Below are 20454 nucleotides of genomic sequence, written 5' to 3' on the forward strand. Positions count from 1 at the left end.
ACCTCCTCCAGTTTTAAATTTCCGACTACGAATGTAGCCGTTTTTTTTTTTGCCCAAATTGTATGTATTACTTGTTAGATACCACTTCCGCCTCGGTTGTGGTATTTTTTATTATATCAATGATGGGAGGTTGTTGAATTGCAATCGAAATTACTTATGACGCGTGCTTCCCTTACTTGGATTTTCATTATTGCTGTTATGACCGCAATAGGTAGTGAAATTAAAATTATGCCTTTTGCTAATACAACTTTCCGTTTTGGTTTAGGAACCATTGTCTTCTTTTTATGCACATTAATTAAACCTACACCAATTATTTTAGCCGGTGTAGCTACCAGTATTGTGACAACTATTTTTCGGGTTATTAATTCGACATTACATGATGTTCCGATAGCCGAGAGTATATTTAACCATTTACCAGCTGGTTTATTTTATGTATTGTTTGCAGTATGCCTGCAAATTTTAGATATTCAACAATACAGAGAAAAACCACTAAAACTTGGTTTACTCGTTGCTTTTAGTGAGGTTATCAGTAATTTAGCTGAACAAATTTTCCGCTTTTTTGTCCAAACATATACTTTTTTATTTCTCCATGATCTCTTGATCCTATTAGCGGTAGCATTATTACGAAGCTTTTTTGTAGTAGGGATTTACAGCTCTATTTTGATAGCTGAACAAAAAAAACGAGTACAAGAAATGCTGAATATTGGATCTGATCTCTATGTGGAGACACTATATTTAAAAAAATCAATGAATCATATTGAAACAATTACAGGTAGTGGTTATGAATTATATCGTCAGTTAAAGACGCTAGGTTTTCGAGCGGAAAGTTTACAAGCACTTCATATTGCCCAGGAAATCCATGAAGTGAAAAAGGATTCTCAACGGATATATGCTGGTATTTCAAAGATTGTCGGTGAAAAGAGCTTTGGCCCTTTTGTATTATCTGAATTATTGCATTATATTGAAGAAGGTAATAGGAAATATGCAGAATTACTCGGTAAGGAAATACAATTTAATACATGTATAGACTTCGATTTTCAAACGAAAGATCATATTGCACTCCTTGCTCTATTAAATAATTTATCAGCCAATGCTGTTGAGGCTATTGAAAAGCAAGGGATCATTTCTATTGCTATTGAGCGCCAAGAGGATAATACTGTAATAACCGTATGTGATAATGGACAAGGGATTTCACAAGCAGATATTTCTGTTATTTTTGAACCTGGATACACCACTAAATTCAATGTTGATGGTGTTGCAGCAACTGGCATTGGGCTTTCACATGTTGCTGAACTAGTAGAAAAATTAAAAGGCTCAATAACCGTTGAATCAAACAATCAATACACAACGTTTAAAATCATAATTCCTACGCAAACTATTCAAACGGGAGAGACTTAAATGAGGTATTTTATTGTAGATGATGATCGTGCAAGTCGTGTTATGTTAAAGCAAATTATTGAAGATAGCGGGTTAGGAACAGTTATTGGTGAGGCTCGCAATGGTGAGGATGCCATTCCACAAATTTTAATGACACAGCCAGAGTTTGTACTTATTGATTTACTGATGCCTAAGCTTGATGGCATAGCAACTGTGGAACAACTTATGCAAAATCGTTTCGAGGGACAATTTATTATGATTTCACAGGTAGTGAATAAGGAAATGGTTGGCGAAGCATATGAGCAAGGAATTGATTTCTTCATTCATAAACCAATCAATCGTATTGAAGTCGAAAATGTTTTGAAAAAAACAACTGAACAATTTCGACTTAAAAATTCACTATTAGTGATACGTCAATCACTTACAAATATTGAGTTAAGTGAACAAAAGACTCATAAAGCTACATCACGAGACCATATTCAATCTATTTTGAATGATATGGGGATTGTCGGGGAAATTGGTAGTGAGGATATCATTGCCATTATAGAAACATTACTTGCTCACCAGCACAAGATTGCCCCCCTTCCTCCATTAAAAGAGCTTTATGAAGAAATTGCAGCTGTGACCAAGGCTACGCCAGATGAAATTTTAAAAGAGAGTAAAGCCATCGAGCAGCGTGTGCGTCGTACAATATTAGCTGCCATGATTAATCTCGCTAATTTAGGGGTTGTTGATTACACAAACTCAGAATTCGAGTACTATGCTCCTCGCTACTTTGATTTTAAAGAAATTCGTCAGCTCATGACACAGATTGAAGATCACGATAATCGTAAAGCAAAGGTAAATATTAAGAAGTTTATTCAAGTGTTATATTCAGACATTTTAACAAAAGTAAATTAATTTTCTCGGATTTTGTCGGATTCCATAAGTCCTCCGTATTATTAAAGTAAGGCGTGTCCTAAAAATTTAATATTAGGGGAGGTACAAAGGATTTGAAAAAGAAATTTAAAGTCAGTTTAGCCGCTCAGATTTTAATCGGTTTGATTTTAGGGATCATTGTTGGCGGTATCTTTTACGGAAATCCCAAAATTGAGACATATCTACAACCATTAGGGGATATATTTTTACATCTTATTAAGATGATTGTTGTACCAATTATTATTTCGACATTAATCGTTGGTGTTGCTGGTACTGGAGATATGAAGCAGCTTGGACGATTAGGCGGGAAATCTATAATTTACTTTGAGATTATTACTACAGTTGCAATCGTAGTTGGATTACTTTCCGCAAACATTTTCCAACCTGGTGCAGGTCTTAACATGAATGAATTATCTCAAGGAGATATTTCGAAGTATGTATCAACAACTGAGGAAGTTCAGCATGAGGGACCATTTGATATCATTGTAGGCATTGTCCCAACAAATATTATTCAGTCAATGGCTGAAGGTAATATGCTAGCAATTATCTTCTTCTCAGTTATTTTCGGTTTAGGGGTTGCTGCAGTAGGAGATCGAGGGAAACCAGTCTTAGACTTCTTCCAAGGGGTAGCAGATGCTATGTTCTGGGTAACAAACCTCGTAATGAAATTCGCGCCACTAGGGGTATTTGGTTTAATTGGTGTAACCGTTTCCAAATATGGGTTTGCTTCACTGGTTCCACTTGCCAAATTAGCAATTCTTGTTTATGCAACAATGCTATTCTTTATCTTTGTCGTTCTTGGACTTGTGGCAAAATTCGCAGGAATCAGCATCTTCTATTTAATTAAAGTATTAAAAGATGAGCTAATTTTAGCCTTCTCAACAGCAAGTTCTGAAGCTGTGTTACCACGTATTATGATGAAAATGGAGAAATTAGGGGCGCCAAAGGATATTGTATCTTTTGTTATACCTACCGGTTACTCCTTTAACTTAGATGGGTCAACACTATATCAAGCCATTGCAGCATTATTTATTGCACAAATGTACGGTATTCACCTAAGCATTGGTGAACAAATTACGTTAATGCTTGTATTAATGGTTACATCAAAAGGTATTGCAGGTGTACCAGGCGTATCATTCGTAGTACTTCTAGCAACTTTAGGTACTGTAGGTATTCCGCTTGAGGGACTAGCCTTCATTGCTGGTATTGACCGTATTCTTGATATGGGACGTACAGTTGTTAACGTAATTGGTAACTCATTAGCGTCATTAGTAATGGCTAAATGGGAAGGCCGTTTCGATCGAGAAAAGATGAAAAATTACTTTAATGATAATGAAAATCTAGCGTAATTTAAAAAAATCCTCACGATGTTGGATGGCATCGTGAGGGTTTTTTTATTTTGCTAACACTTTATCTAAATAAGCGATAATTGATTCTTTTCCATTGGCATGTGCTTCTTGAGCGCGTTTTTCATCTTTTTCAAGCTTAGCCTCTGCCGCTACAACGATTTTTTCAGCATCTTGCTGTGGCACAACAATTACACCATCCACATCCCCAATAATATAATCACCAGGATGAACCGTAACTCCTCCAATGGCGATCGGTACATTTACTTGACCACCGCCGTTTTTATTGCCTGCTGCTACAGTAGTGCCCAACGAAAATACAGGGAAATTTAATTCGCGAATTGCTGCAATATCACGGATTACACCATCCACAACAAAACCTTGTACACCTATCCCTTTTGCTAAGGAGATCACAAAATCTCCAGCAACAGCTCGGTTTGTATTTCCTTTTGCATCAATGACTAAAATATCCCCTTCATTTGCAGCCCTAATCGCTTCCAAAACTGCCCCATTTTCACCATCTGGTAAACGTACAGTTACAGCTCGCCCAGCAACTTTAAAATGGTCTGCTAACGGCTTAATATCACTTCGCACATTGGTATGCCCACCAGTTGCATCTGAAATAGCTGTTGTTGGTAAATGCTGAAAGCTTACTTCCACTTTTGTCATACATAACACCCCTATTATGATTAATGACTTACACTAGTATTGTAAATAAAAAATATATCCTATTTCAATATATCTCGAAAATAGTAGTCATTATTAGAATTAAATAATTTCAATAAATTGCTTTGATTGCTCGTCTAAGGCTTCAGCAGCAGATGCTATTTCACTAAAGTCGTTTGCTGTGACAGTAATTTGTTCATTTGTTTTATCTATTTTTTCTGCTATTTTTGTAATACTATCAGTCACCTGACCAATTTCTCGCTCAATGCCCTCCACATTATCCTTCACTTCTGAAATAGATTGTTCAACTCTTACAGAAAGCTTACGTACCTCTTTCGCCACTACATCAAAACCTCTTCCATATTCTCCAGCCCTAGCTGCTTCAATAGCTGCATTTAATGCCAATAAATTAGTTTGTGAGGCAATTTCTTGTATAGTTTTGACAATCCCTTTAATAGAATCTGCTTGTTTCTGAAGCTGTACAAGATTACTTACATTTTCATTTGATTCCTTTGAAACCACTTTAATGGTTTCTAGTAGATCTTGGCTATTTTGAATGCCCGCCTCTGAACGCTGGTAAAGCTTATTAGACATGCCCTTCAACTTGTCGGCAACACTAACTATCTCATGTTGGCGTTCGGTGATATTGGTAGCTATTTTGGATACACCTATTACTTTTCTTGTATTATTTGCGAAGACAGGCATATATGTCGCTTCCAGCCAAATTATATTCCCTCTAGCATCAATTCTTTCTATTTTGTCCTGATAGCTGTTTCCTGCCGTTAGGTGACGCCAAAATTTATCGTACTCCATACTATTAACGAAATCTGGCAAACAAAAGTCTTTATGATGTTTTCCTAGCATTTCCTGCACTGTATAGCCTAATGTTTGAGCAAATAGTTCATTGACATACGCTACTCTTCTATCCATATCGAAGCGGATAATAGCTATATTGCGTTCAATAGCCTGTACTACTAAATCATCGGTTACTTGAGCCTCTACACTATGCATAAAGAACACCCCATCCGTTACTAATTTTTTACTTAAAATTTAATTTTATATTACATTAATTATGCCTCAGTGTAATTGCAGCAGATGTTAGTGTACCTGCTGCATCAAGATAAAAAACATGGAGAATGTTCATCCATGTTTTTTTAATAAACGTAAAATCCCTTCAGAGGTAGCCGCTACACGTAAGAACTTCTTTTGCTCTGCACGTATAAAGCCTTCCTCTAGCATTGTTTTAAAATGCTGTAGAAGTGCATCATAGAATCCATGGACATTATATAAAATGACAGGTTTTGTATGAAGGCCAATCTGAGCCCAAGTAAATACCTCAAAATATTCATCTAAAGTCCCTGCGCCACCTGGCAGAGCAATAAAAGCATCGGCTAACTCGGCCATTTTAGCTTTACGAATATGCATAGAGTCTACAATATGAATTTCTGTTAATGAGGCATGGGCCAATTCACGCTTTTGTAAATGTGTTGGCATCACACCAATCACTTCTCCTCCAGCTGCTAAAACAGCATCGGCTACCTTCCCCATTAGGCCTGTTTTAGAACCACCATAGACAACCCCGTGACCGTTTTTTGCCAGTGCTGTACCAAGCTCAGCAGCTTTCTCTGCATAAATAGGACTTTTACCCAAACCGGATCCGCAATACACTGCGATTCTTATAATAATCCCTCCTATTCAAAAAACGTGAAACAATCGGCTATATATTGTCTCACGTTTTTTGGTCATTTATTTTACTTTTATTTTCGTAAATGGCTTGTTTGTTTTAGCATATGACTGATACGGCTTACAATTGATTCAATGGCATCAGGATTTTTTAATAAATCATAATCATTAATATCTAAACGTAGAACTGGACAAGAATTAAAATTATTTATCCAATTTTCATAGCGTTCATGCATTTCTATCCAATAATCATTCGGTGTTTGTTGCTCCATTGTACGTCCTCGCTCTTGAATACGCCCAATAACTGCATCAATAGGTCCTTCAAGATAGACAAGCAAATCTGGATGTGGGAAATAAGGTGTCATCACCATTGCATCAAACAAATTTGTATAAGTCTCATAATCTGTTGGGCTCATTGTTCCTTTATCATAATGCATCTTAGCAAAAATGCCAGTATCCTCATAAATAGAACGATCTTGTACAAATCCTCCACCATATTCAAAAATACGCTTCTGTTCTTTAAAACGCTCTGCTAAAAAGTAGACCTGTAAATGAAAGCTCCATTTTTCAAAGTCCTCATAAAATTTATCAAGGTATGGATTTGTGTCTACTTTCTCGAACGAGGTACGAAAGTTCAGTGCCTCTGCTAAAGCCTTTGTCATCGTCGATTTTCCTACCCCAACAGTACCTGCAATCGTAATAACCGTTTGTGGTGGAATATCGTACTTCTCTCTTAAATTCATTATTGCAAACTCCTTTGTTGTAACGTATCTTTAATTATTTTTAAAACATGATTTAAATCATTGGGATTTTTTACAAAATCAAGCTGATCTCCATTAAATCGGATAACTGGAATTTCGGGATGCATGCTCTCAAAATGCTCGATAAAAGAATGATAGTCAGCCACAAGCTGCTCCATGTAATCACGTGAAATCATCTTTTCAAACTCTCGCCCTCGCATGGCGATACGCTTCATTAATGTCTCAACGCTGGCATGTAAATAAACCACTACATTCGGAACAGGCATGTCTTTCGTTAAAATTCTATAGATTTCCTCATACTTCTCGTATTCAGTTGGTGCCAATGTACGCTTCGCAAATATTAAATTTTTAAAAATATGATAGTCTGCTACAACAGGTTTGGCATGTGCTAAACGAAATTTTTTAATATCGGTTAGTTGCTTATAGCGATTACAGAGGAAGAACATTTCCGTTTGGAAACTCCACTCCTCAATGTTTTCATAAAACTTATTTAAAAAAGGGTTTTCGTCTACAATTTCTTTTAATAGATGGTAATTAAATGTCGCCGCTATCTCTTTCGATAAAGAGGTTTTACCAACACCAATCGGACCTTCTACCGTAACAAATGGAACCGTCACCAGAAGCTCCTCCTTTTGTTCTATGGATTCGATCATTGTGTCCTACATAAAATGAATCAGTACCTTTCATTTTATCATAGTAGGAAAATGAAAAACAGAATCAACCTATTGTTCTAGTAAATTTACCTGGGATATTCTTCTCATGATGACATAGAAAAAAGACATCGAGAATCTACTTCCCGATGCCTTTATACTTATTTATAATTTCACTCGTTGTAAACGAAGTGCATTTAATACGACCGAAACTGAACTAAAGGCCATCGCTGCGCCTGCTACCCATGGAGCAAGCAGACCGAGTGCAGCAATTGGAATACCTAATGTATTATAAGCAAATGCCCAAAATAGATTTTGTTTAATATTACGCATTGTTTTTCTACTCATTAGAATGGCATCCGCGATACTATTTAAATCTCCACGAATAAGCGTAATATCTGCAGCTTCCATTGCCACATCTGTCCCTGTACCAATTGCCATCCCAATATTCGCTGTTGCTAAGGCAGGTGCGTCATTAATACCATCACCAACCATCGCTACTTTTTTCCCTTGGGCTTGAAGTTTTTTCACTTCATCAGCTTTACCTTCTGGTAAGACTTCTGCAATAACATGATTCACGCCTACCTCTGTTCCAATTGCTTGAGCAGTACGCTCGTTATCACCAGTCATCATGATGACCGTAATACCCATATCCTGTAAACGACGAATAGCTTCTTTTGATGTATCTTTCACGGTATCAGCCACAGCTACTAAACCTGCATATTGCCCATTAATGGCTGCTAACATGGCTGTCTTACCATTTCGTTCTAGTTGCTCCATTGTTGGTAAAATATCATTAATATGAATACTATATTGTTGCATTAATTTACGTGTGCCAATGATAACACCTTGACCTGAGACAGTTGCCTGCACACCATAACCCGGTATTGCTTCAAAGAATTGAACGTCACCTAAAGCTATGCCGCGTTTTTCTATGCCTTGAACAATGGCTTCTGCTAGTGGATGCTCTGACTGCTTCTCTGCTGCTCCGATTAAGGATAAAAAGCGTGCTTCATCTTGCTCTGGCGCTAACAGAACATCTGTAAGCTCAGGTTTACCATGTGTCACTGTTCCTGTTTTATCTACAACAACTGTATCTATGCCTTGTGTTTGCTCTAAATGTTCTCCACCTTTAAATAAAATACCAAACTCAGCTGCACGTCCAGAGCCTGCCATTATTGAAGTTGGTGTTGCTAACCCAAGCGCACATGGACAAGCAATGACAAGAACTGCGATTAATACCTCTAAAGCAGGTGTAAATTCCCCTGGACGGACCCAAATAATCCAAATTAAAAAGGTTACAATGGCTATGCCAACAACAATAGGTACGAAAATCCCTGAAATCTGATCTGCTAAACGTTGAATAGGTGCTTTCGATCCTTGAGCATCTTCGACCACTTTAATAATTTGTGCTAATGCTGTATCACGTCCAACCTTTGTTGCAGTCATTTTAATAAAACCATTTTTGTTAATAGTTGAGCCAAATAATAGATCACCTTGCTTTTTATCAACTGGTAGACTTTCTCCTGTTAGCATCGATTCATCAACAGCTGTTGTCCCCTCTATTACCTCACCATCTACAGGAATTTTTTCACCTGGTTTCACTAAAATAATATCGCCAATGATAACTTCTTCTAATGGTACCTCCTTTTCTATACCGTCACGTACAACGATTGCTGTCTTTGCCTGAAGTCCCATTAGTTTTTTTATGGCTTCAGATGAGCGTCCTTTTGCCTTTGCCTCAAACAATTTACCTAGTAAAATAAGTGTAATTAATACAGCACTCGTTTCAAAATAAAGATGTGGACCGTGATGTGATCCTATCGTTACAATCGCTTGATAGACACTATAGAAATAGGCCGCTGATGTCCCCATAACAACAAGCACATCCATATTTGCACTACCATTGCGTAATGCTTTATATGCCCCTACATAAAATTGTTTACCAATAATAAATTGCACTGGCGTAGCCAATACCATTTGGACCCATGGATTCATTAGAAATTCTGGAACATATAAAAATGACGTAAAGGAAAAATGACCAACCATCGTCCATAGCAGTGGTAAAGAAAGTATTGCCGATAAAATAAATTTATGTTGTTGCTGTTTGATAGCTTTTTCACGATGATCCACTGTTTCCTGCTCATCTGCCTTTTGATGTGCCCCATAGCCTAGCTTCTCAACTTTTGTAATGATATCTGAGATGGATACTTCCGAAGGATTAAACTCAATCATCGCTTTTTCCAGTGCTAAGTTGACATTAGCAGAGGAAATACCACTTAGTTTATTTAACCCTTTTTCAATGCGAGTTGCACAGGCTGCACATGTCATACCTGTAATATCAAGTTCAGCTTTTTGTTTAACAACACCATAGCCAAGTGCTTCTATTTTCTTTTCAAAATCTGCTTCACTTAGTTTAGTTGGGTCATATTTAATAGATGATTTTTCAAGTGCTAAATTTACTGTTGCATGTTCTACACCATCCATTTTATTTAACCCTTTTTCTATTCGAGTGGCACAGGCCGCACATGTCATCCCTGTAATTTGCAAATTAGCTTCCTTATGATCAGAACTCATTTACCTTTCACCTCTCCTTATACCGACAGGGGGTATATATTTTTGAAAATAAGAGAGTGCCACAGAAGCACTCTAAAAATTTTATTTTACTTCATAGCCTTGATCATCAATTGTCTCTTTAATTTGATTAAGTGATACTTGTGCATCGTCAAATACAACATCAACTAAACCTTCTGCTAAATTTACTTTTACTTGTTCAACACCAGCTAAAGCACCAACGTTTTTTTCAACCGCGTTTACACAATGACCACATGACATTCCTTGTACGTTTAATGTTACGTTTTGCATAATAAAATCTCTCCTTTTGTATGTTTTTAATCTATTTTTTCATTAACTTTTGAATCGTTATTACTAACTCATCTAATACTGCTTCATCGCCCTCTGATAGACGATCCACAACACAGCCCTTTAAATGACCTTCTAATAATATTTTTGCCACACTATTTAATGCAGATTGTGTAGCAGATAGTTGCGTAATAATATCATCACAGTAAACGTCTTTATCAATCATTCCCTTAATACCACGAATCTGACCTTCAATTCGATTTAAGCGAGTTGTTAAATCCTTTTTCACACGTTCAGGGTGATGACTTTTTCGGCAAGACGTAGCTTCCTCTGTATGACAAGCTTCTTCTTTTACTGTCTCCTCCATTCACTACACCTCCTATTTGTAATTATCATACTATACCCAAGAAGGGTATGCAAGTCATAAAAAATTTTATTTTTCATCGTGATGATGTTCATGGTCATTTTCTAATTTACATAAAATAGAATTATCATGTCGATGTAAGGATGTTTCTAATTGAATTGATACATGCTTAATGTCCTTATGTTGAAGATTATGTTCAATTTTCCGCAAGATATGCTCACTCTCAGCTATTTTCAATTGATCATTTACAACCGCATGACAGGATAATGCATTCGTTCCACTAGTAATTGTCCAGATGTGTAAATCGTGGATACTTTCTATTCCATCAGTCTGCTCTATTAACTGAATAATCTCCTGAACATCTACATTTGAAGGTGTCCCCTCCATTAAGACATGAATGGAGGCTTTTGTGACATGGTAGCCACTTCGTACGACCAATAATGCAACAATAACGCTTGCAAGAGGATCTGCCCAGCCCCAGCCAAAAAACATAATTAATAGTGCCGCAACAATAGCTCCTACAGACCCTAGCATATCACTTAGTACATGTAAAAATGCTCCGCGCATATTTAAATTATCCTTTGTATCACTTCCACGCATCATAATCCAGGCAACTAAAATGTTTACGAACAAACCAATTATACTAATTATAAGCATTCCAGTTGTAGCTACTTCTGGTGGGTTTGTAAATCGTTCAATTGCTTCATAGAAAATAAATAATGCGATTCCTATTAATGTAATGCCATTCAATACTGCAGCTAGAATCTCAAATCGTTTATAGCCGTATGTCTTACTATAGCTTGCAGCTTTTTCCCCAAACATAAAAGCTAACATTGCTATGCCTAAAGAGATAGAGTCGCTTAACATATGCCCTGCATCTGATAAAAGAGCCAAACTATTTGTTAAAAAGCCACCAATGGCTTCCACTACCATATACCCTGTAATAATAATAAACGACAGTAATAATACCTTTTTATTTGCACCATGTGTATGATCATGGCCATGGTCGTGTTGATGTCCCATTGTTATTCCCCCATTTCATTTTAGTTATGAGCCGCATGCTCAATAGCCTGCTTCAATAAATTCATAATGTGATCATCGTCCTTAGAATAATATATGGTTGTTCCTTCTCTCCTAAATTTCACCAATCTTAAATTTTTAAGAAAGCGTAATTGGTGGGAAACGGTTGATTGGCCTAAATCTAAAATTTCTGCAATATCATTAACAGAATGTTCATCTGAACAAAGTAAGTTTAAAATACGAATTCGTGTTGGATCACTCAAGGCTTTAAAAGTCTGAGATACTACAAATAATGTCTCTTCATCTAAATGCTGATCAATATTTTTTTGCATTTCTGAACTGTTTAATTTTTCATCCATAGAAGTTTACCCCATTCTTCAATATTTATATATGACCATGTGTTCATATATAAATATATATGGATATATAAGGAATGTCAACAAGTATTTATGCTTCGACATATTACATATCAATCGCTTACGCATGGCTGCAATGATTTTAGATGAATATAACATCCGAAAAGAAGTTAAAAGTAGCAATTACCAATTCAGCACGCTACACTACTGTTAAGGAGAGATATGAGTGGATATTTTTGACGCAGATCGTTTATTTATGAAACAAGCATTAGAGGAAGCTCAACAGGCTGCATTACTTGGGGAAGTACCAATTGGTGCAGTACTTGTTTATGAAGGAAAAATCATTGCACGTGCGCATAATTTAAGAGAAACAACGCAAAATGCAACAACACATGCGGAGCTGTTAGTGATTCAAGAAGCCTGCAAAAAAATAGGGAGTTGGCGACTGGAGGATACTACTCTTTATGTTACATTGGAGCCTTGTCCAATGTGTGCAGGAGCCATTCTCCAATCACGTGTACCCCGAGTTGTTTATGGGGCAAGAGATCAAAAAGCTGGCTGTGTAGATTCTCTTTACCATTTATTAAATGATGAACGCTTTAATCATGAATGTGATGTAACAGAAGGGATTTTAGCCGAGGAATGTGGTCAAATTTTAACAGACTTTTTTAAGGCATTACGAGACCGTAAAAAAGCTGAGAAAAAAGCACGATTAGCTTCCAACGATGTAAATGGTCTTTAAAGAAGGTGCCTCCTAATGAGACACCTTCTTTAATATTTAAGGGAATGGCGATATATATGAAATATGTCGTAGCAGCGACCATCTTCATAACTAATTTATTGAGCTTGAATAGTGGATTGTGTAAAAACACATTCTCCTTCGATATATGTAGCGAATGGTTTTACATGCATAAGCTGGTTATGTGAAAGCGTCAGCAAATCGTCTGTTAGTACAACAAAATTAGCTTCATAGCCCTCTTTTAACTGACCAACGTTCTCCATACGAATCATCGTCTTGGCATCAGCTGTGTATAGCTGTAATGCCTCCTCTACAGAGATTTTTTCTGCGGTACCTAAATCTGTTCCATCATAGGCTGTTCGTGTAACAGCTGCTTGTATCGTAACAAAGGGATTAGCCGCTTCTGCCCATGATGTAGCAGGCGCATCTGAAGAGAGCGCTGTCGCAATCCCCCTCTTGAGAAATGTTTGTACACCATATAATGTCTGTGTTTTTTCTAGCCCTAGATTCTCTAAATAACTCTCAATTTCACAAAATAAGAAGATGGGTTGTGGCACAAAGCCTATCCCCCATTCAGCAGCTTTTTGCAAGGCACTTTTAGATGGCATGGCTGCATGCTCAATACGAACAGACGGTGCATCTGTTAACCAAGCCTTTTCCTCATAAAATGTGTCGACAATTAGATCAATGGCTCTGTCCCCCATTGCATGAACCACTAATTGAATACCATATTCTTTTGCTACCGCAGCAGCCGCTAGCAGCTCCTCTTTCGAAGTCATCGCTATGCCTTTTTCATCACTTCCCAAAAATGGCTCAGAAACAAGTGCTGTACGGCCTGAAACACTGCCATCCGAAAATAGCTTAATGCCTCCGATATAGGCTCCTGCAGAACGATCAATAGTATTTGCTGTCAACAGCTCATATCGTTGAATATCTTCCCAGATATAATAAACTGCTACGCGTTGCTTAAAACCTTTTTCTCGGGCTTTACGATACAGGCCTAAATAATCAATTGGTGCTACCGTGGCCATTAATTCTGTAATACTTGTTACACCATAGGATGCCAAAGTTTGTGATAGCTTTAGAAGCCTTTTGACAATCTCTTCTTCAGATGGTGTAGGTAAATGCTGTAGTACTAGATTACGTGCATTTTCACGCAGTACGCCTGTAGGTTCTCCATTTTCATCCCGATCGATTTGTCCACCCTGTGGATCAAGCGTATCCTTCGTAATACCTGCGATTGCTAATGCTTTACTATTAACCGATATAATATGACCACATGTACGCATAACAATGACAGGTAACTCTGTAGAGGCACGGTCTAAGTCCTCTTTTAAAGGCGCTCTTTTTTCCTTTAGTTTCCCTTCATCATAGCCCCAGCCTAATAGCCATCCCCGCTGACTTGCATCATAGTTTGCTAATGCATTAATTATATCCTCAATAGAATAAATATATGGAGGTAAACAAGCCACTTGTTCCATAACATCCGCTAACATAATCGGATGCATATGAGCGTCAATAATCCCAGGAATAATGACCTTTCCTTGTAAATCTATTATTTCTCCCTGATAGGGGGGTAAATCTTCCTGTTGTCCAATCCAAAGTATCTTTCTTCCTTCGATTACCATAGCAGTTGCAGATGGCTGAATAGTATCTGCTGTATATATCTTTGCGTTACAAATAATTTGCATCATTTTTCAACTCCTATTTCTTCTATACCAAAAGTAGATTTTTCAGGATCTTCTGCTTTCAGCACCTTATGCAAAATAGTACCGATAATAAAGCCAACAATAGATGGCATAATCCAAGCAAATCCACTAGACTGCAATGGTAAATGCATGACCAACTGTGTCACACCAGGTATCGTAATTTCATAGCTAGCAAATGTTTCAACGACGCTTACTAGAAATGCAAATAGCACAGTTCCTTTATAGGCTCCTGCATTTGGGACAAAACGATCAAAGGCTCCCAGTAGCACAAGTACAATAATGACTGGATAAATTACCAAGAAAATCGGCAATGTAATTTCGACGATGGCACCTACACCTAAGGAGCCAATAGTTGCGCCTACTACACACATAATAAAGACCCACGTTCTATAGCCAAGCTTCTCTTTTGTTAGTTCATTTAAAAACTGTGAGGATATGACCATGACACCAATCGCTGATGTTAAGCAGGCAAAAACAACACATATAGCTAGTAACGCTTTACCCAAATTACCAATGACACTAAAGGCAATGCCCGCTAATAGTTCTGTATCACTGCCAGGATTTGTGATGATGCCACTACTTGTAGCCCCTAAATAGAGCAGGCCACCATATACTGCAATTAACCCTATTGTAGCAATAGCCATTCCACCAAGCGCGACCTTTTTAGATTGTTTCCCTTTATAGCCATAGCCCACTATTGCTGCTAAAAAGATTGGCGCACAAAGAATACCTGTTCCCACATCTCCTGTTTGATAGGCTGCTATTATGGAGTTGGCAAAAACCCTTTCTGCTCCTGTATTAATTGCCGCTCCTATTGGGTCTAATACCCCTTTACCAATGAGGATAATAAGTATAAGAACAAGAACAGGCGTCAACCATTTTCCAATCTTATCGATCACATTTGATTGGTCCATCGCAAAGTAAAAGCAAATCGCGAAAAATGCTAATACTGACACAATTAAAGGTACGTTCGGAATAATTTGTGATACCCCTAATTCATGAGTTGTCGCTGACATCCTCGGTATTGTGACAACCATCCCAATACAAACCATCATGACCGTATTAAAGGCTTTATAAAACCAATTTCCGATTGGTCTTGTGAGCGCTTCCACAGTTCCCCCAGTATTATAAATTGCATACACCGCAAGCACAGGTAAAATAACACCTGTTAAGCTAAAGCCCATCAGAGCGGAGATCCATGATTCCCCTGCACTATTTCCTATGGAAGGCGGAAATATTAAATTCCCAGCACCAAAAAATATAGCAAATAAGGCTAGCCCCACGATTATCGTATGCTGCACAACTTTAGACATATCCTCAACCCCTTTATAATCGTTTACAGAAGATTTATCTAAATAATAAAAAATTTAATAACACAAAAAAAGGAGATAAATTTTTATCCCCTTTTTGTAAAATTTTTTTTACAACAATTCATATTTTAAACACTTATATTTTAGTAATTGACGAGATATACCTAAACGTCTAGCTGTTTCCGCTAATCGTCCATCAGTTTCACGCAACTTTTCCGCTATAATTAGACGCTCGTAGGCTTCCGTTAAATCTCGTAAATGTCCAGATTGGTTGTTTTGCATGATCGATTGAGTTGAATGTTGAACATTTTTTTTAATCCTCTCTGGAACATGTTCAACAAGTATTTCATCCCCAAGCAAATTATTATATGCCGATTCAAGGGCATTTTTTAGTTCACGCACATTCCCCGGCCAATGATAGGCATAAAATAACTGAATTACTTCATTACAATAGCTTACATTTTTCTGTAGTGTATGTTCATTGTAAAATTGTATATAAAAATCAAGGATAAGTGGAATATCTTCCTTCCTTAATCTTAGCGGTGGCAAATCAATTTGAAGAACATTTAAGCGATAAAATAAGTCCTCGCGTAGCCTTTTTTCAGCTAATAGTTTGTCCACATCTTCATTGACAGTAGTAATATACCGTATATCCAAGGGCTCACCATTTAACACTTTTATATCTACCGCATGTAAAAGTTTCGCCTGCAAAGATATATCCAATAAATTAAGGTGGTCAATGAGTAGCGTTCCTCCATTAGCCTCCTGTAACTTTCCACTTTTTGCTTCATTGTCCGAGCCGTATAGCTGAGTAAATATATTATCCTCTGTTAATGTTGAGCAGTTCAAAGTAATAAACGGCTTTGTATAGCGTTCACTTTCATTGTGTATGCCTTGTGCGATTATATCTTTCCCAGTTCCAGTTTCCCCAGTTAGTAAAACTGGTGCACTTTTTTGAGCACTACGACGTGCCTTTTCAAGTTGAGTTTTCATTTCGGCGTTTGTTGTAATGTAATCCTCTAAACGATAGGTTGTATGATTATCTCGATATAATTTATGTCCCAGGAAATTATCTAAGTATTTAATTTGCTTAGTTTCATAAAAATGTTTTGAAAATTCAATGGCACCAATGGCTTTTCCATGCTCCATAATGGGATAGGTCGAACTCAGTGATAAATAACTAAAACCGTTCAATGTTGTCAGTTGTTGTTCATAGTATAAAACTGGCTGCCCTGTTTGTATGACTTGAAAAACAGTACTTGTCTCAGGTGATAAATTTTGATAATTATCAGTCACTGTGCTGTGAAAAAATTCATCTGGTGTTAAGCCGATTTCCAATAATATATTTAAATCTGCTAAATCATAAAAGATTGCACAGCCTTTATCATCTGTAATTAAAACATTATCAAATTCACTGAAAGCCTGTGCAAATTGTTGCAATTCCATGAATTTCTCCCCCTTGTCCCCATGAATATTACCCATTATAACGAATTTTCAAAAATTATGAGAGATTTCAATTTTAGCAACACAAAAAAGCTATTTTAGAACATCCATAAAGGAATTGTCTAAAATAGCTTTATCTGTCGTTTATTTTGGTGCGATTATTTCTTTACCGCCCATATAAGGTCTTAAAACTTCAGGAATTACTACGCTGCCATCAGCTTGTTGGTAGTTTTCTAGAAGAGCAGCAACTGTACGGCCAATGGCAAGACCTGAGCCGTTTAATGTATGCACATATTCTGGTTTTGCATTTGGCTCACGACGGAAGCGGATATTTGCTCGTCGTGCCTGGAAATCCTCAAAGTTAGAGCAAGAAGAAATTTCACGGTACATGTTTTGTGCAGGAATCCAAACTTCTAAATCATATTTTTTCGCTGCAGTAAAACCTAAATCAGCTGTACACATTTTTAACTTACGATATGGTAAGCCTAGTAATTGTAATACTTTTTCTGCATGACTTGTTAATAGCTCTAATTGTTCGTATGACTCCTCTGGTTTTACAAAACGTACTAATTCTACTTTATTGAACTGGTGTTGACGAATTAAACCACGTGTATCACGACCTGCAGATCCCGCTTCTGAACGGAAGCAAGCACTATACGCTGCAAAGCCTTGTGGTAAAGCTTCAGCCGGTAAAATCTCATCTCGATAGAAGTTCGTTACTGGTACTTCTGCAGTTGGAATCATAAAATAATCTGTTTCCTCTAATTTGAATACATCTTCCTCAAATTTCGGAAGTTGCCCTGTACCTGTTAGGCTATCTCGATTAACAATGACAGGTGGTAACATTTCCTCGTAACCATGCTCCTCTGCATGTAAATCCATCATGAATGTCATTAATGCTCGTTCTAAACGAGCACCAAGACCACGATAGAATAAGAAACGGCTACCTGTTACTTTCGCGCCACGTTCAAAGTCTACAATTTTTAAATCCGTAGCAAGGTCCCAGTGTGCTTTAATATCAAAATCAAATGTCGGAATTTCACCCCACGTATATTCTTCAACATTGTCGTCCTCTGTTGTGCCTACTGGTACAGATTCATGTGGGATGTTTGGTAAACGCATCATCATATCTTTAAAGCGTTCTTCAACATTATTTAATTGTACATCTAATTCTTTAATTTCATCGCCAACCTGACGCATACGAGCAATGACTTCATCAGCATTTTCTTTGTTGCGTTTCATAACTGAGATTTGTTCAGACACTTTATTGCGTTCTGCTTTTAATTCTTCTGTTTTGGCAATCAATTCACGACGTTTTGCATCTAAGTCTTCAAAGTCATCTAAGTTTCCCAAGTCTTCATTACGTGTTAATAACATCTCTTTAATTTCCGTGAAATTCTCACGGACGCGTTTAATATCTAACATCTTCATACCTCCAATAGTTTCTTCATGATGGAAAATCGTTGCAGCGAAATGAACACAAAAAAGCCCTCATCCCTAAAAAGGGACGAGAGCTACCCGCGTTGCCACCCTAATTGACTAGACATATTTCTGCCTAATCCACTTATTTCATAACGGCATTTCAGCCGGCTACAGCCTACTTCATTCACTTCGACTGTGCAACTCCAGGACGGATTCACAAGTGCTTTTATCAGCTTCCACCAACCGCTGACTCTCTAAAAAAAACGTGCTTGCTACTACTTCCCATCATCGTGTTCAGTTATTTAAAATTTAAACATACTGTACTATAAGAAAACAAATTTTGCAAGTCATACCATAGAGGTTACAAAATATTCAAGAATTCGTGTATCTTCTGTTAATTCGGGATGAAACGAACAACCCAATAAATGGCCATCTTGTGCCAAGATTATTTTCCCTTCATGTTGTGCAAGAATTTCAACACCTTTACCTACCGCTTCAATATGAGGTGCACGAATAAATACTGCTGGAATCCCTACACCTACTTTAGGAATATCTAGTTGTACTTCGAAGCTATCCACCTGACGTCCATATGAGTTTCTTGCTACAGTCACGTCCATCACAGCCAAATGTGGTTCATCTTCAATTAGATCCTTGGCTAATAAAATTAATCCCGCACATGTACCAAGCATCGGTAATCCTTGCTGAGCAAGTCCACGAATTGGCTCTAGCAGATCAAATCGATCCAGCAATTTTCTCATTGTTGTGCTTTCTCCACCTGGTAACACAAGTCCATCTAGGTTTCCTAAATCCTTTCTTTGTTTTACTTGAATTGCTTCACAACCAAGAGCTTCTAACATTTGTATATGCTCACGAACTGCTCCTTGTAATGCTAATACACCAATTCGCTTCATGCTACCAACCTCGCTCTTGCATACGCTCGTTGTGTCCAAGCTGTGCAATATCAATCCCCTTCATTGGCACTCCGAGCTCTTTTGATATTTCCGCAATAAGCTTATAGTCTTTATAATGAGTAGTCGCCTCTACAATGGCACGTGCAAATTTTTCAGGGTTCTCAGATTTAAAAATACCTGAACCAACGAAAACGCCATCAGCTCCAAGTTCCATCATTAAGGCTGCATCAGCAGGCGTTGCCACTCCTCCTGCTGCGAAGTTTACTACTGGTAAACGACCAATACGTTTAATTTCTCTTAATAACTCGAAAGGAGCTCCTAGTAATTTCGCCTCTGTCATTAATTCATCCTCTGTCATTCCTACGACTTTACGAACCTGTGCATTTACTTTACGAATATGGCGAACGGCCTCCACAATATTCCCTGTACCTGGTTCACCTTTAGTTCGTAACATCGAGGCGCCTTCCCCGATACGACGGGCTGCTTCCCCTAAATCGCGACAGCCACACACAAACGGTACTGTGTATTCACTTTTTAATAAATGGTACTCTTCATCTGCTGGTGTTAAAACTTCACTTTCATCAATATAATCAACACCCATTGCTTCTAAGACACGTGCTTCAACAATATGACCAATACGTGCTTTGGCCATCACAGGAATAGTTACTGCCCCCATCACTTCCTCAACAATACGAGGATCAGCCATGCGTGCAACGCCACCTGCTTTCCGAATATCTGAAGGTACTCTTTCTAATGCCATAACTGCTACAGCACCTGCAGCTTCTGCAATTTTTGCTTGCTCTGCATTAATGACATCCATAATGACGCCGCCTTTTTGCATTTCTGCCATTCCACGCTTTACTAGCTCTGTACCTGTTTGTTTCATTTTCTAACCTCCACCTTTATGATGAATTTTA

At 37.6% G+C, this 20454-nt stretch carries 20 protein-coding genes and 1 other annotated feature; of the genes, 4 read left to right on the forward strand and 16 right to left on the reverse strand.

Translation table 11 applies throughout. The features are described from left to right. Nucleotides 1-138: 138 nt before the first annotated feature. The 3 genes from B3D98_RS05500 (at nt 139) to B3D98_RS05510 (ending at nt 3644) form a co-directional block, all read left to right on the forward strand. Entirely contained in the window at nt 139-1398 is a 1260-nt protein-coding gene (locus B3D98_RS05500) for a sensor histidine kinase (RefSeq protein ID WP_053075680.1), read from the forward strand. Next, nucleotides 1399-2277, forward strand: a complete 879-nt coding sequence (locus B3D98_RS05505) for a response regulator (RefSeq protein ID WP_048391012.1) — start codon at nt 1399-1401, stop codon at nt 2275-2277. Nucleotides 2278-2369: 92 nt separating this feature from the next. Then, the gene (locus B3D98_RS05510; RefSeq protein ID WP_016995246.1) at nt 2370-3644 is read left to right on the forward strand and encodes a cation:dicarboxylate symporter family transporter; all 1275 of its coding nucleotides are present in this window, start codon (nt 2370-2372) and stop codon (nt 3642-3644) included. A 45-nt stretch (nt 3645-3689) separates the two neighbouring features. Here B3D98_RS05510 and B3D98_RS05515 read toward each other — a convergent pair whose 3' ends face one another. From B3D98_RS05515 to B3D98_RS05560, 10 genes are all read right to left on the reverse strand, one after another. Next, nucleotides 3690-4310 carry an RraA family protein gene (locus tag B3D98_RS05515; RefSeq protein WP_115674562.1) on the reverse strand — a complete coding sequence of 207 codons (621 nt, stop codon included), beginning with the start codon at nt 4308-4310 and terminating at the stop codon, nt 3690-3692. Nucleotides 4311-4409: 99 nt separating this feature from the next. Continuing rightward, a complete protein-coding gene (locus B3D98_RS05520; RefSeq protein WP_016995248.1) occupies nt 4410-5318 on the reverse strand; it encodes a methyl-accepting chemotaxis protein in 909 nt (302 codons plus the stop codon). A 129-nt stretch (nt 5319-5447) separates the two neighbouring features. Then, nucleotides 5448-5987 (reverse strand): TIGR00730 family Rossman fold protein, encoded by a 540-nt coding sequence (locus tag B3D98_RS05525; RefSeq protein WP_369580771.1) that lies wholly within the window; start codon nt 5985-5987, stop codon nt 5448-5450. A gap of 77 nt (nt 5988-6064) precedes the next feature. Then, a complete protein-coding gene (locus tag B3D98_RS05530; protein ID WP_004233968.1) occupies nt 6065-6733 on the reverse strand; it encodes a deoxynucleoside kinase in 669 nt (222 codons plus the stop codon). After that, on the reverse strand, nt 6733-7368 hold the full coding sequence (locus B3D98_RS05535) for a deoxynucleoside kinase (protein ID WP_004233969.1): 636 nt from the start codon (nt 7366-7368) through the stop codon (nt 6733-6735). Before B3D98_RS05535 ends, B3D98_RS05530 begins: the two co-directional genes overlap by 1 nt. A gap of 198 nt (nt 7369-7566) precedes the next feature. Further along, entirely contained in the window at nt 7567-9978 is a 2412-nt protein-coding gene (locus B3D98_RS05540) for a heavy metal translocating P-type ATPase (protein ID WP_288581495.1), read from the reverse strand. A gap of 81 nt (nt 9979-10059) precedes the next feature. After that, complete coding sequence (copZ, locus tag B3D98_RS05545; RefSeq protein ID WP_008179670.1) at nt 10060-10266, reverse strand: copper chaperone CopZ; 207 nt, start codon at nt 10264-10266, stop codon at nt 10060-10062. Nucleotides 10267-10297: 31 nt separating this feature from the next. Next, the gene (locus tag B3D98_RS05550; RefSeq protein ID WP_048390994.1) at nt 10298-10630 is read right to left on the reverse strand and encodes a metal-sensing transcriptional repressor; all 333 of its coding nucleotides are present in this window, start codon (nt 10628-10630) and stop codon (nt 10298-10300) included. Nucleotides 10631-10696: 66 nt separating this feature from the next. After that, nucleotides 10697-11650, reverse strand: a complete 954-nt coding sequence (locus B3D98_RS05555) for a cation diffusion facilitator family transporter (protein WP_066037878.1) — start codon at nt 11648-11650, stop codon at nt 10697-10699. Between the two features lie 20 nt (nt 11651-11670). Beyond that, complete coding sequence (locus B3D98_RS05560; RefSeq protein ID WP_004233978.1) at nt 11671-12006, reverse strand: ArsR/SmtB family transcription factor; 336 nt, start codon at nt 12004-12006, stop codon at nt 11671-11673. A gap of 223 nt (nt 12007-12229) precedes the next feature. Here B3D98_RS05560 and tadA point away from each other — a divergent pair, with 223 nt between their 5' ends. Next, complete coding sequence (tadA, locus tag B3D98_RS05565) at nt 12230-12745, forward strand: tRNA adenosine(34) deaminase TadA (RefSeq protein WP_081010911.1); 516 nt, start codon at nt 12230-12232, stop codon at nt 12743-12745. 95 nt (nt 12746-12840) lie between these two features. Here the strand turns inward: tadA and B3D98_RS05570 are convergent, their stop codons facing one another. The 6 genes from B3D98_RS05570 to pdxS all read right to left on the reverse strand — a co-directional run bounded on the left by B3D98_RS05570 (nt 12841) and on the right by pdxS (nt 20423). Continuing rightward, nucleotides 12841-14436, reverse strand: coding sequence for an amidohydrolase (locus B3D98_RS05570; RefSeq protein WP_066037877.1), 1596 nt, complete (start codon nt 14434-14436; stop codon nt 12841-12843). Then, a complete protein-coding gene (brnQ, locus tag B3D98_RS05575) occupies nt 14433-15764 on the reverse strand; it encodes a branched-chain amino acid transport system II carrier protein (protein WP_288581506.1) in 1332 nt (443 codons plus the stop codon). Before brnQ ends, B3D98_RS05570 begins: the two co-directional genes overlap by 4 nt. 108 nt (nt 15765-15872) lie before the next feature. Further along, entirely contained in the window at nt 15873-17207 is a 1335-nt protein-coding gene (locus B3D98_RS05580; protein ID WP_054548498.1) for a sigma 54-interacting transcriptional regulator, read from the reverse strand. Between the two features lie 141 nt (nt 17208-17348). Further along, nucleotides 17349-18629: a serine--tRNA ligase gene (gene serS, locus B3D98_RS05585; protein WP_066037876.1), complete on the reverse strand. Its 1281-nt coding sequence runs from the start codon at nt 18627-18629 to the stop codon at nt 17349-17351. 75 nt (nt 18630-18704) lie between these two features. After that, nucleotides 18705-18924 (reverse strand) — a binding site (T-box leader). 49 nt (nt 18925-18973) lie between these two features. Next, a complete protein-coding gene (gene pdxT / locus B3D98_RS05590) occupies nt 18974-19537 on the reverse strand; it encodes a pyridoxal 5'-phosphate synthase glutaminase subunit PdxT (RefSeq protein ID WP_066037875.1) in 564 nt (187 codons plus the stop codon). A 1-nt stretch (nt 19538) separates the two neighbouring features. Continuing rightward, entirely contained in the window at nt 19539-20423 is an 885-nt protein-coding gene (gene pdxS, locus B3D98_RS05595; protein ID WP_281217523.1) for a pyridoxal 5'-phosphate synthase lyase subunit PdxS, read from the reverse strand. Nucleotides 20424-20454 lie beyond the last annotated feature (31 nt).

The sequence above is a fragment of the Lysinibacillus sp. UBA5994 genome (genome assembly GCF_002429725.1).
GTDB lineage: Bacteria > Bacillota > Bacilli > Bacillales_A > Planococcaceae > Lysinibacillus > Lysinibacillus capsici.